This is a genomic window from Rhizobium sp. PK7-22, from assembly GCF_056530405.1.
In genome coordinates, this window is sequence record NZ_CP096513.1 from 394,058 (window position 1) to 407,170 (window position 13,113).

Annotated in this window: 8 protein-coding genes; 6 read left to right on the forward strand and 2 right to left on the reverse strand. The window is 61.0% G+C overall.

Features of this window, described 5'->3' with window-relative positions; all coding sequences use genetic code 11:
* Positions 1-65: 65 nt before the first annotated feature.
* Positions 66-2,384, forward strand: coding sequence for a Wzz/FepE/Etk N-terminal domain-containing protein (locus M1E10_RS02035; protein WP_499173345.1), 2,319 nt, complete (start codon positions 66-68; stop codon positions 2,382-2,384).
* A gap of 247 nt (positions 2,385-2,631) precedes the next feature.
* On the forward strand, positions 2,632-3,561 hold the full coding sequence (locus tag M1E10_RS02040; protein ID WP_499173346.1) for a class I SAM-dependent methyltransferase: 930 nt from the start codon (positions 2,632-2,634) through the stop codon (positions 3,559-3,561).
* Between the two features lie 52 nt (positions 3,562-3,613).
* Here the strand turns inward: M1E10_RS02040 and M1E10_RS02045 are convergent, their stop codons facing one another.
* Positions 3,614-5,188: an O-antigen ligase family protein gene (locus M1E10_RS02045; protein WP_499173347.1), complete on the reverse strand. Its 1,575-nt coding sequence runs from the start codon at positions 5,186-5,188 to the stop codon at positions 3,614-3,616.
* 126 nt (positions 5,189-5,314) lie between these two features.
* Positions 5,315-6,370: a hypothetical protein gene (locus M1E10_RS02050; protein ID WP_499173348.1), complete on the reverse strand. Its 1,056-nt coding sequence runs from the start codon at positions 6,368-6,370 to the stop codon at positions 5,315-5,317.
* 370 nt (positions 6,371-6,740) lie between these two features.
* Here M1E10_RS02050 and M1E10_RS02055 point away from each other — a divergent pair, with 370 nt between their 5' ends.
* From M1E10_RS02055 to M1E10_RS02070, 4 genes are all read left to right on the forward strand, one after another.
* A complete protein-coding gene (locus M1E10_RS02055; RefSeq protein WP_499173349.1) occupies positions 6,741-8,270 on the forward strand; it encodes a hypothetical protein in 1,530 nt (509 codons plus the stop codon).
* A gap of 253 nt (positions 8,271-8,523) precedes the next feature.
* Positions 8,524-10,272, forward strand: a complete 1,749-nt coding sequence (locus M1E10_RS02060) for an SARP family transcriptional regulator (RefSeq protein ID WP_499173350.1) — start codon at positions 8,524-8,526, stop codon at positions 10,270-10,272.
* Between the two features lie 34 nt (positions 10,273-10,306).
* Positions 10,307-11,263 (forward strand): phosphatase PAP2 family protein, encoded by a 957-nt coding sequence (locus M1E10_RS02065; RefSeq protein WP_499173351.1) that lies wholly within the window; start codon positions 10,307-10,309, stop codon positions 11,261-11,263.
* Between the two features lie 35 nt (positions 11,264-11,298).
* Positions 11,299-12,987: a S8 family serine peptidase gene (locus M1E10_RS02070; protein ID WP_499173352.1), complete on the forward strand. Its 1,689-nt coding sequence runs from the start codon at positions 11,299-11,301 to the stop codon at positions 12,985-12,987.
* Positions 12,988-13,113: the final 126 nt, after the last annotated feature.

Sequence of the window (13,113 nt, forward strand, 5' to 3'; positions counted from 1 at the left end):
CGATACCTGCGCCCGGCAGTCGCCGGGCGCTGCCACCAGACCATCAACGCGAAAGCCTCACGAGCATGGACCAACTTCAGTTCAGGACAAAACCGGTCCTCCACGAGCAGCGCACCGACGCCGACAGCTTCATCGACCTTGATCGGCTTTGGAGCGCCCTGGTCCGGCGCCTGGGCGTGATCATTGCCTGCATCGGGGTCGCGATACTGCTCGCCGGGCTCTATCTGTTTTCGACGCAGCCGATCTACACCTCGATGACCCATATCCTGATCGACGACAGCCTGTCGCGCTTTGCCGAGGAGGAGGAGGGACCGCAAAGTGCCCAGCAGATCGACAACCGGATGTCGAGTGCGGTCGAGATCCTCAAATCGAAAGCGTTGGCGCTGCGGGTTGTCGACGAGGCCCGGCTGGGCGACAACGAGCTGATCCTCAACCCGCCCCGCTCGCTTGTCGATGTTGCCAAAGGGACTGTCAAAGGCACGCTCTCGCTGTTCCTGCCGGGTCGTCCGCCGGCGTCACAAGAGGCCATGCAGGCTGGTCGGCGCGAGAAGGCCGCTGCCATCTTGCAGGCGTCGCTTGGCGTCGAGCGGGTGGGACGCAGCTCGGTGATCGCAATCTCCGTGCGCTCTCCCGATCCGCAGCTTTCGGCGACGATTGCCAGGACCTATGCCAGCAGCTATGTGGAGGAACAGCTCAACGCCAATTTTGACGCCACGGAGCGCGCTTCCGTATGGTTGCAAGAGCGGCTGACGGACCTCAACAACCGCTCGCAGCAGGCGGCCCTGGCCGTTGAACAATACAAGGTTGACAACGGGCTGGTGTCGCCGCGCGGCGAGCTGCTGTCGGCTCAGCAATTGGCCGATCTCAACAGCCAGCTGATCGTCGCTCAGGCCGATGCCGCCACGGCCTCGGCACGCTACCAGCAGTACCGGGCGATCATCGAACGGGGTCCCGACGCCGCCGTGAGCAATGCCGTGGTTTCCTCGCGCGAGACGGACAATTCAATCCTGCAGGACCTGAGAAAACGCTACATCGCCATCAACGAGCGAGAGCAGGCGGTGGTGCAGCAGTTTGGCGCCGACCATCCGCAGGCCGTGGCCCTGCAGGCCGAAAAGCAGGATCTGTCGCGGCAGATCTTCACCGAGCTGGAGCAGCTCACCGGCAGCTTCCGCAACGAGATGGAAGTTGCAAGCTCAAGAGAACGCTCTTTGCGCGACAGCATAGGCGAAGTGGCCGGCACCAATTCGCAGGCCAACGTCTCTATGGTGCAATTGGCGGAACTCGAGCAGAAGGCGGCGGCGCTTAAGACGCTGTACCAATCGTATCTTGCCCGTTTCGAACAGGCCTCGCAGCAACAATCGTTTCCGATCGCAAAGGCGCGCGTCATTTCGGAGGCCGGCGTGCCGACAGCACCGTCCAGTCCTCGCAAGACCTTGACGATGGCCCTGTCGATCGTGCTTGGAGCGATGGCGGGTGGTGCTTTGGCGACGCTTCTGGAGGTTCGCGAAAGGTTCTTCCGGACCGGCGACGACGTACAGGAAAAGACCGGCCTGCCGTTTCTCGGCTACCTGCCGCGCATCAGCGGCAACAGGGCTGCGAGTGCAAGCGGGACCGCACCGGAAAGTGCGCAGCCGATGCCGGATGGCGAACCGATCGATTTCCGGCACATGATGAGGGTGGCTGTGGATTTGCCGCGCTCCAACTTCGCCGAGAGTCTGCGAAATGCACGGCTGGCCAGCGACATCGTGCTGCAGGGACGCCGCTGCCGCGTGATCGGCGTGGTGTCGTGTCTGCCCGGCGAAGGCAAATCCACTGTGGCCGCCAATTTCGCCGGCCTGTTGGCAGCCAGCGGCCAGCGCACGCTCGTCATCGACGCGGATCTGCGCAATCCCGGCCTCAGCAAGATGCTGGCGACGGAGCCGGAGGTGGGTCTGGTGGAGGTTGCGCTGCAGGAGGTTGAGTGGACAAAGGCGGTACGGGTTGATCGCCGCTCGAAGCTGGCCATCATGCCGGTTGCTGCCCGTGGCAAATCCTTGACCCACGCCAGCGAGCTTTTGTCGTCGCCCGGCATGGCACGGTTTCTCGACAGCGTGCGCGACACCTTCGATGTCATCGTCGTGGATCTCGCGCCACTTGTTCCCGTCGTCGATGCCAAGGCGTTCGAGCCGCATGTGGACGGCTTTCTCTTCGTCGCACAGTGGGGTGTTACACCCGCCAAAACGGTCCAGAATGTCTTGGCTGCGCAGCCGCAGGTTGCCGCCAAGGTCATGGGCGTGCTGCTCAACAACACCGACATGTCGCAGCTTCATCGATATGCCGACCCCGGCAGCCCCGAGCGGTTCCGCGATCAGTATCTCACCTACTATCAGGGCGAGCGGGCTTGACTGGCGCCGCCTGTCGGGCGGCAGCCGGGCGGGCGCCGGCAGGCATTCAAGTTTGCCAGGACGTGTCGCACCCTAGGCCGCCGCTTCAGGCATGACGTGCGCCAGAGGCCATCGACGAGCCTGCGAAAGCGCTTCTAAAGCGGTAGAAAGGCGGGGGCAGACACGACGACAAGCGGCCTCGGCTACGCTTTATGGAGGCGTTGACCCGGTTGTCGAACTTGGCCACCTTGTGCCTCTGGAGGTGGCCATGACGTCGGCAATTGATGGTCTTTTGTGTTGTCCCGATTGCCGCTCAGATCAGGTCTCGCTGAAACGCTGCGAGGCATGCGGACGCCATTTTCAACTGGAGGACCAGCGTCCCAATCTGATGCCGCGCGGCGGCGGCAGCGTCAGCATTGAATGGCCGGCGGCAGCCCTCAGTCCCGCAACCATCCCGGATTCCGAGATCCTGCAGTTTCCGCCGGTCCATGGCCAGGCACGAGGGGTGGTCTATCATCTCGACGCGGCGCACGAGGCATGCTTCGACAGCTTGGCGCAGGGACAACGGATCCTGGAACTCGGCTGCGGCGGCGGCCAGATGCGCACCTTCATGCGCGATCGCGGCCTGGTCTACGTCGGGGTGGATGTTGCCGTCGATCGGGTTCACGACTGGCTGAGATCCCATGGCGGGCCCGATCTTCTGTGTGACGCCCATGTGCTACCGTTCCGCGACGAGAGCTTTGACGTGGTCTATGCTTCGGCTGTCTGGGAACACCTCGCCTTTCCGCAACTCGCGGCTAAGGAGGCGGCCCGCGTCCTCAAACCCGGCGGCCTTTGCCTCGGCTCAGCCTCGTTCCTCGAGCCATGGCACGATGCAAGCTACTACCACATGACACCCTATGGCGTGTTCATGACCTTGACCCTTGCAGGCCTCAAACCGGTAAAAATCTGGCCAGAGGCGCAGTGGTCGGGCTTTCGGGCGATGCTGGAAATGGGCAATAAGGCGACGCGCCCCCTGCGCGCCTTGTCGGCTGTGATCTACGGTTGGTACCTGGCACCGAAATTCGTGCAGGCCTGGTTGCGCAACAAACGCAGACCCGGATGCGCCGAACTGCTGCAGCCCATCGCTCAGATGTCCGGCGCCATTGCCTGGATCGCGCAAAAGCCTGAGCTTTCCCCAAGCGGTCCACCGGTCTAAGGACCGGCAGCAGATTGGTGCCGCGCCACGCGTCGGCGGTGATGCAAGGCAGTCAGATCCCGCGTCCAAGGACGCGCATCGGCGCCGTCGTCGCGGGTCCCGCGACGTCAGGTGACTTGCCGCTGATACCCACCTCACCCTGAAGGGCAAGCCGAAAGGCGCGTCTGTCCTGCCGGCCGTGCGCCATTGCAACCGCGGCAACGCTCAGCCCACTCAGTGCCCAATAGATATGCGGTATAATCGAAACACTGCTGGTCGTGCCGATGATAAACAGGATGCCGATCATCAAGCCAAGAAGAGCGTGATGGGCCGACTGCAGCCTGGCATGTGCAAGCGTCAGGCGCACGAGAGACGCGACAATGGCGGCGAAGAACAGCACGAACAGGCACAGGCTGACCAGGCCGTATTCCAACGCGATCTGGATGTAGCTGTTGACGATGTCGATGATCCCCTGTCCCTGAATCAACACCTGCAATTCCGGAGCGCTCAGGAAGTCCATCGAACCAAACCACGGATTGCGACCAATCACCGTCAGCGAATTCTCCAGAAGTTCGGATCGATACGCTTCGCTGCCCTCGTCGGCATGGCCGATGAAGGGAAGCAAATTGATGAATCGGTCAATCGTCGCGACAGGTCCAAAATACGGCAGCAAAGCCGCTGTCGGGATGGCCAGCAGGCTGAGCGCCACAGCCAGCCGCGGTCTGGCAAGAAGCACGATCGCAAGGCAAAGTGCGAACCCGAGCCACGGTCCTCTCGAGAGGCTGACAAACAACCCGCCGACAAGCATCGCCATCGCCAGCCACCACCAGATCAAGCCGATCTTGCCCGATCGTATCGCCAGCAAAGACCCGCCACCGACCATACACAAAAAGCCGAAGGCGATCGGTTCTATGGCTGTGGCTGCCGCGCGTAGCGAGCCGTCGCGAAAGACGTAGGGGCTGATCAGGGTGAGGTCCCACCGCAAGACCACGACGAAGTAGACGCGCCAGTCGCGCAGATACTCAAAAACGCCCACCAGCGCCAGCGGCAATGCCGCCACGACAAAGGCCACGAGACAACGGTCCAGATCCTTTGGAGTGCGAAGGGCACGGCTGAAGACAAAATAGGTGAGCACGATGTCGAGCCAATAGCTCGGGATAACCCTGAAGATCGAGTTGAAGTCGCCGTGACGCAGGGCGAGAATGGAAAGCATGGCGCAAAAGGCGACAACCGAAAGATCGAGTTTTCGCCACCGCCGCATCTCCGGCTGAGCCCATAGCTTCAAGGCTATCGGCAGCAGGATCAACAGCGCCAGGACGCGGGGAAGATTAAGGTCAATGAGCCTGTTGAACAGCCCGGGGATGCCCACACCCACACTCAGACAGGGCGCGGTAAACATCAAGATGATGTACAGGTACAACGGCTGGGTCAGCCTCTTTCGCACCAGGAAAATCAGCAGCCCCAAGAGTGCGACAAACAACAGGAAGCTTGTGGTCAGAAAGGTGAGACAAGTGGCGATGATCCACGCATTGCGCCACAGCGAGAATTCCCTGGCCCCGACAAGCGGAACCGCCAACCGCGCGGCCACGAAGAAAGCCGGCACCGCCAGGATCAGAACGTACGCCAATGCTCTGATATGTTCGGGCATTCAACCCACCACCGCACATTGGACAAAACTGCACCCGGCGTTCTTTGCGCAGTTTTTGATCTCGGCTGATGTGAACAACGGCGCTTTTCCTCCCGCGTGTGCCAAATCCCCATCTCCACACCGCCGCTAGGGGAAGGAAAGCGTACGCCATTGTGAGTCTGGCCATAAAAACGGATTGCCCTCGCGCTCGGGATCGGTACGCGAGAAATAGCCCCTGCACCGGCCGATTTCCTCATAGGACTGGGTGTAGCTCCAGTAGCTCTCACACACTGACTCGACGAGTGTCCGGCGGCACTCGGCCATTTGCGGGCGCCGGTTTTGCGCAAAGCGCGTCACGACCTGCCAGGCCAGTGCCTGCAGCTCTGCCGCAAAGTCCGGCGCGACGGAGTCGGGTGCCGCGGCCCCTTGCGGCGACTGGCCATAGATTGCGGCGTAGTGGACCGCCGCCAGAAAATAGATTGCCGGATCCGTCAGATGGACATCGTCGCGAAAGAGCCCATCCACGACCTTTGCCGGGCTGCCTTTCAGATGCGACGATTGTCCTGACAGTCCCTGCTGAACGAGCGTGGCAAGTGCTGAACCTGCGGGAATGACGCTGAGATTGGCGGGGCGGTTTTCGGCTTCCAACGAGAGGTTTACCTTCTCGACGGTGCACTCCCAGATCCGGCTGATGTCCATCTCTCGCGCCACGAAGCGGGCGGGATCGTTCCTGTCGATGCCAAGCCAGGCGTGAACGTAGAGGGTTCTGCCGGCTGGATTGGCCGCCGTCAGCCGGTCGTGAAAATGCCTGAGATAGCCAATGCCGTTTTCCCAGATGATCGAGCCCAGCAAGCCGTGGTTTTCTGCCACCACAAGCGTGTCATAGGGGTGGCGCGTCCCAGCGTGACGCCCTGAGCGAAGTTCATCGATCACGTCGAGCCCTTCCCCGACACGGTTTTTTCCATAGTGGTAGCCCTTCCACCCGGTTGGTCCCTCTCCACGGGTGCGAAGCCGCAGCGGTGACCCCAGGATCATCTGCTGCTCCCAGCTGATGGTCTTGCCAAGACTGGTCGCAATCAGTTCCACCCAGTCGGGGAGGGGGTTGTCGATGAGACTGTGACCGGAGAAGAAGACCTGTGCAGCCTCTTTGGGAAGAGGCGCGCGATTGTCGAGTGCCTGACCCGCGACCGGCGATGACGCCATTGCCGTAAGCACAATCAGCGGGAGAAGACGCCGCCGGAGCCATCCTGACCGGCACCTGACCTGTCTCATCGCGGTGATCGTCTGAGTGTGAAGGGACATCGTGGCTCCCGGGCGGATTGGTGAAACGCTTTGGTGACGCAGGATACAAGCTCAGTCGACGGGTATCACCCTGACCGAAAGGCGTAGAGCCTGCGCCTGGAGCCCGCATGGCGCAGCCGGACCGGTCCTGGCGGTGCTCAGCCGCCCCCAAAAGGAGGTATCGGGGAAAGCGCATCGACGGCCTAGGATGCGCCGGAGACCCATGGGAGCGATGATGTGGCCACTGTGCTCGGCGTCGTGTCAGCAACCTTGAGCGGGAGTTTTACAGCGCATGGAATTTGGGATCATTCGCCGCCGCCCACTGCTTGGACTGTTGGCCCTATTTGTTCTGGCCGGCGTGTTGCTGAGAATCGTCAACCTCCTGATGGAACCCAATTTGTGGGCAGACGAGATCTTCTCCGTCGCGCTTGCCGAAAGCCCACTGGTCGATATTGTGCTGGCCACGCTGCGCTTTGACACGCACCCGCCTCTGTACTACCTGCAACTGCATGGTTGGGCAGCCGTCGCCGATGGCGATCGGTGGTTCATCCTCAATTCGACGCTGCAGAGCATCGCGGCGCTCGCCGTGCTTTTGTTTGCATGTCGAAAGATCTTTGGATTTGCGCCGGCGATCTGGGCCGCTGCCATTTTTGCTCTCATGCCGTTGCAGTTGTTCTTCGCCGAGAATGTACGCATGTACGCCATGGTGATGATCCTGGAGATCAGCCTCTGGTATGTTCTTCAAAGGATCGAGCAGAGCGGCCGCGCCACCATGCGTCACCTGCTGGCCGCTCTCGGTCTCGGGCTCGGTCTGACGCTGACGCACGGCCTAGGCTTCTTCGTGGCGTTCTTCTTGTTTCTGAGCACCACGTTGCGAATGATAAAGCTTGCCCGTCGGCGCGAGGTCATCCGGCTCGTCGCGGTCTATGGCGTGGTCGCTTTAGCGGCGCTTTACCCGCTGGCCATCGGCGCCATCCGTCAAACTGAGGGCCTGGCCAGCCTGGATCTACCGACGATCGGTATCCATCTTACCCTGACATTTTTAGGGATGGAGTTCCCTTGGCCAGCCCTGACCGGCTACCTGGTTCTGCCACTCATGCTGCTGTTGCCGCTGACGCAGCCGAGCAGTCGATGGACAGCAGGTCTGCTGGTGGTGCTGCCGCTTTGCGTCCTGCTGTTCATCTCGGTGGCGTTCAAGCCGGTCTTCATCTACCGGACGCTCGGTCTGTTTCTTCCGTTCGCGGCCATCGCCCTGGGGATCTATGCCAATGCAGTGTTCAGCGCCCGCATGCCGCTCCAACAATCGACGTCCTTGGCCGTCACGATGCTGCTGCTCATGGCCAGCATCAACTACACCCTCCGGTTTGAGAAAGGCGGATACCGCGATCTGATCGACACATGGGAAGCACGTTCCGCTGCAGACTCCATCATGTTGACCAACAGCCCTTCGGACTTCTGGGCCGTGTTGAGGTATCTGGACGATGGCCGCGGCCGATCGAGCGCATTGGCCATCCAGCCTCCGGTTCGCAACCACATGCTTCGCCTAAAACAGAAACTGGAAGCCGCGGGTCGAGGTGGCCTGTTTGGAAGGAGTGACCACGCAGCTGTGGGGATGCGTCTCGTCTATCCCTACATCCCTGCGCCGATCGTTCAATCCACACACAGCTTCTGGCTTCTGAACCCTGTCGCTGACGATTGTGGACTACAGGCTCTGCCAGAGACGCAGTTCCACAAGGTGGAGGAGTATGTCTCCAAGGGCCAGCAGCTCATCCGATGCCAAAGATCTCCTGCATTGCTTCAAACGCCGCCACGAGACACATAAATCAGGCTAAGGGGGGCGCTACATGTCCCATGCATGTCGTGATCCTGTTGCGCCCGCTGCCTCGCCCAGGCGTGATCGCGCACCACAGGCTCTGGCGCGGGGCCAGGTCTCGCCATGGCACCCTTCCAAGCTACCCCGAGGGTTGGCTCCGTGCTACCGTAGAGAGGGGACGTCAGGCTGGGGGTGTATTCGTTTTTGGACACAAAGGCGCACTTCAATGTCCCGAAGTGACGGCATGCGTGGAAATTACCGGATGTATCTTCTGGGTCCGTTCACCATGACGGATCGTGCTGGTGCGTCCGTTGCTCCCAAGTCGCAAAAAGCTCAAGCCCTGCTGGCGATGCTGGCTTTGGCACGTCGAGGGGCTCGCTCGCGAGCGTGGTTACGCGACAAGCTGTGGAGCGATCGCTCTGCAGAGCAGGGTCAGGCCAGCCTGCGACAGGCTCTCATGGAAATCAGAAAATCGCTGGGTCCTAACTCTGACCTGGTGCAGGCCGACAAGGTCACCGTTTGGCTGAACCTGGAGCAGATGGAGCTGGACATAGACCAGACGACGTCTTGGCGCGATTCGCAGGATCAGCTTCTGGAAGGGATCGACATCCGCGACCCGGAATTTGAGGACTGGTTGAGCCTCGAGCGGCAGAACTGGCAAATCAAGCGACAAGGTGACCGTCCGGTTCTTAAACCCCAGCCTCACGAGATCGTCTCTCAAGGTGGCCCGATTGATCCCTTACGTATAGCGCGTTTCGACTATCCCGGGCCTGAGCTTCTCCTGCGCAATGCTGGCGACGACACGAAGCTTTTCGCTGCAGCGCCACCTGGGCAGATCTTAATGCGTTTGCAACCGCCGCAGGTGATCGGAGTGGCCGACAAGGGGCGCATCATCGCACTGCAGCTGCAGAGCCTCCTGACACGATCGCTGGGCGAGACGCTTGGCATTGGAGTAGCCGACCTCTCATTCGAAAGCACGTCCCCCGCCGATATCGACACGGATCCGTCCCCGGCCAGAGTTCTTCCGATCACCGCCCGAATGCGTCTGACGTTCGACGGTGATGCAGTCTTGGCGCAGGCCGTTTTGCGCCGACGGTCCGACGGAGCCCACATTTGGTCTGCGGAACAGGTCGCTGATCGACTCGCAGTCCGGTGTGGCAGCATGTCGGAGTTGCATCCGATCATCACCCAGATCGTGGATCAGGTGGGCCGGTACCTGCTGTCTCCATGGGTGGAGGATCCCGCCTGCGCCGGTGCCGACCTTCTCCATGCAATTGATTCCATCTTCAGGCTGTCGCGGCAAGATCTCGAAAGAGCAGAACGACTGCTGGGCAGGTGCATCGCAGAAGCTCCGAGCGGCGCAGCCTACGCCTGGCTGGCCTTTATCCGCACCTTTCAGGTTGGACAAAGGTTCAGCGTTACCGACACCCACGTCCTCGAGGAGGCGCGCGCCTATTCGCGCAGGGCGCTCGAACTCGACCCGGCCAATGCCGTGTCGCTTGCTCTGGTTGGGCACGTACACTCGTTTCTTTTTGCCGAATACGATCGGGCCACGGCCCTCTTCGAAAAGGCAATTCATCTCAACCCGGCCCAGCCACTGGGCTGGGACCTTTATGCGATGCTGCACTGCTTCACCGGTCAACCGGCGAAAGCCGTGGCAATGTCCCGGTGGGTCAGCCGGTTGGTGGTCCATAGCCGCTACAAGTATTACTTCGACACGACCCGGTGCGTCAGTGCCGCTCTGGCCGGGGACCATGCTGGCGCGATTGCGGCTGGCGAAGAGGCGTTGTTGGAGCGGCCACAGTTCAATTCGGTTTTGCGCTACATGGCCTCCAGCCATGCGCATGCCAATCATATCGATGACGCTCAGAAATACCTCGTTCGTCTGCAGGCGATAGAGCCCGACGTCTCCATCAGCGCCCTGCGCGAAAGCCGCTATCCGATCCTGGGCACTGACGGCGGGCAGCTGTTGATCGAGGGATTGGTTAAGGCGGGTATTCGCCCGCGATAGATCATTGAAGCATCAATTAGGCAGGAGCGACGACATGCCAGATGGACAATCGCCAGCTGTGGCTTTCCTCAATGCATTCCCGTTCAAGGTAGAGCCGGATACGATTCTTGCCTGTAGCGGTGACGCGGTCGTTCCCGGGGCATACGGAAGGATCGCGGCAGCCGAGTCGACTGCAGAGACTGGTACAGGACCGATGATGCCCCACAGCCCCGGCATCAGGGCATCGGTGCTCAGGAGCGTTGCAAACAAGGCAGTCCTCAACAAAAACAAAAACAAGAATAAAAACAAGAACAAGAACAAAGCGACGGGAGGCATCACAGCCCAGGCATCCGCACAGATGATCCCGGCCTTCGAGTTGCGTCGCCTTCATCAGCAACCGTCATTCAGCGCCTTCACCGCCGCCAAACGTTTCTGCTGGGAGACACTGGATATCTTTCCGCCACCAGGTCCCGACCACACCCGGCTTGAGACCACAGTGCTTTTGGCAATGCAAAGGCGGGATCGGGAGCGCACAAGGCGGCTGGCGGATATCGAGAGAGAGGCGACGATCTCGGTCTCGGAGTTTACCCGTCCGCTTCATGTGGAGGACGTGGCGGGCTATTCCGCAACCGAGGGCGTCTTTCAATCGATCTTGACCGCCTGCGAGTACGTCGGGCTCATCTATAAGGACAAATTCGATCGCTTGAGGCCGAGCCATTTCGAGCCTCTGCTCAGGCCGATGCTCGCTGTCCCACCGCATGCAGCCTTCCCCAGCAATCACGCATTTCAGTGCTATTCCATCGCCTTTGCCTTCGCAACGATCCTGCCGGAGCATCCGGCCACCGACGACCTTGCGAGAATTGCCCGGAATGTCGCCGAGAACCGCGAATGGGCAGGGCTTCATTATCCCAGCGACACGCAAGCCGGCCGTGAACTTGCGCGTCGCTTCGCACCCTATCTTCACGATGCCTTCGCTCACAGCTTTCAGGCGGTACGAGCAGAATGGACCTAGAGCACCGCCCGCGGTGAACCAAGGAGGATGTCAACATGAGCCTCACATCTGAGCAGCCCAGGGAAACGCCTCAGTCCTACTATTATCTGTGGCACCTGGCGGCCTTGAAGGTCATCGACGCAGACTTCGGTCCGGTACCCGCCACTCTTCCCGGTCCCGAAGCTTCTGCCGTACAGGAGACGAGCCGACCCGATGTGAGCGGCACGGTCTGGGATCGCATTGCCGCGGCAGGGGCCGTTGTGCCGGCCAGGGTCGCTCTCATCGACGTGGGCATTTCCTCAGACCATCCCAACCTCGCGACGCGTCTTGAGCCGGATCGTTGCATCGATCTGGCGTCCCATCCGTTTGGCGCCCGCACCGTGGCGCTCCTTGACGACATGGATCCCTACACTCCGGAGCAAAAGCAACCCTTCTTTGCCGGCTTGAACCTGAGCGGGCTTGGACCTTTGGGCCTTTCCAACGATGATCAGGAGTACCTCGAGAGCCTGGCTGCCGAAATCGAATCTTCTCAGGGATGTGTTCGCCGGCTCATCAATCCCGAGACCCTGTTTGGCGCGCATGGCACGGCATGTGCGGGGCTGATCGTGGGCGAGCCGGCGGCCGTGGCCGTAAGGACCGGCCAGGTTGCGCTGCCCGAAACGCTGTTTGCAGCGCCAGGGACTGCCGCAGAACCCAACAGCAACCGAAATCTCCTCCCCTATTTCGGCGTTGACCCGTTCTCGCGCTTGATGTCGATCCGGACATCATTCGACGCGGACCCGATGCAGTTCATCAGCGCCTTCCTGTATGCCTACCATCAGCAAGCCGATGTCATCGTCTTGCCGCGTGGACTTCCAGACCCCGACCGCGCCCGGTCGAGGCCGAAGGCGGAGTTGACGATGGACACGCAGCTCTACCTCAACCGGCTGTCCGCGGACCTTGTTGCCCGCCTCTCTACCGGCGGTGAAGAAACGGAACTCGAGCCCAAGTCGCCGCAGATCAGCGAGAGTAACCGCAGGCTGTGGAAGATCCTTGAGCACGTTATCCTCGGCGTCAGTCGCAAGATCCCGATCGTTTGCGCAGCTGGAAACAGTGGCGAGAGCCAGCTTATCTATCCTGCAAACCTCTCTGCGGACCAAAACGGAATCATTGCTGTTGGCGCGGTGACCGTTGAGGGCTTCCGCTCGGGATACAGCAACTATGGCGAGGGATTGACAGTGGTGGCCCCCTCCGATGATGAGGAAGTCATCAACAGGCACCAACTGCGCGTTGACCGACAGTCACCGTTTCATGCCCGCCACGCCTACCTCGCCGACCGTTCCAAAGAGTATTGTTATTCGGGCTTGCGCCTGCTGACGACCGATCTCCCCGGCTTCTGGGGGTATGATAGTGGCGACGATCCGTGGTCGGCCCTGCCGCTGCAGCAGAACCCGGGCATCGGAGGCGGCTACTATACGGGCTTTGGAGGAACATCCGGCGCGGCAGCTCTGATTGCAGGGGTCTGTGCCTTGATACAGAGAGCCCATAAGACCACTCATGGTCAAGGCGCTCACCTGGATGGCGCCGCGGTGAAGGCAATACTTGTGGCAGCGTCGAGCCCTCAACGGGTCGTCGCGCCTGGGTTTCGGCCGCTCACGGCCGATTGCATGAACTCTGACCAGGAAGGCGGCAAAGCTGCCGCCTATTTTTTTGGAGCAGGGCTGCCCGACGCGGCAGCAGCAGTTGAGGCGGCTCTCGCCACCTAGTGGCGAAGGTTCCACCGTTGCGTCAACCCGCCAGGGACGGTGGCTTAGGATCTGGATCTGATGCTTCCACTTGGATTGGCGCACGTCCAATGACGCCCATGGTGCGGTGATTTTTTCGATCTTGTC

Coding starts and splice junctions, on each gene's coding strand:
- M1E10_RS02070 (WP_499173352.1), top strand. CDS start 11,299: ATGAGCCTCACATCTGAGCAGCCCAGGGAAACGCCTCAGTCCTACTAT.
- M1E10_RS02050 (WP_499173348.1), bottom strand. CDS start 6,370: ATGGCGTCATCGCCGGTCGCGGGTCAGGCACTCGACAATCGCGCGCCT.
- M1E10_RS02045 (WP_499173347.1), bottom strand. CDS start 5,188: ATGCCCGAACATATCAGAGCATTGGCGTACGTTCTGATCCTGGCGGTG.
- M1E10_RS02055 (WP_499173349.1), top strand. CDS start 6,741: ATGGAATTTGGGATCATTCGCCGCCGCCCACTGCTTGGACTGTTGGCC.
- M1E10_RS02065 (WP_499173351.1), top strand. CDS start 10,307: ATGCCAGATGGACAATCGCCAGCTGTGGCTTTCCTCAATGCATTCCCG.
- M1E10_RS02035 (WP_499173345.1), top strand. CDS start 66: ATGGACCAACTTCAGTTCAGGACAAAACCGGTCCTCCACGAGCAGCGC.
- M1E10_RS02060 (WP_499173350.1), top strand. CDS start 8,524: ATGTATCTTCTGGGTCCGTTCACCATGACGGATCGTGCTGGTGCGTCC.
- M1E10_RS02040 (WP_499173346.1), top strand. CDS start 2,632: ATGACGTCGGCAATTGATGGTCTTTTGTGTTGTCCCGATTGCCGCTCA.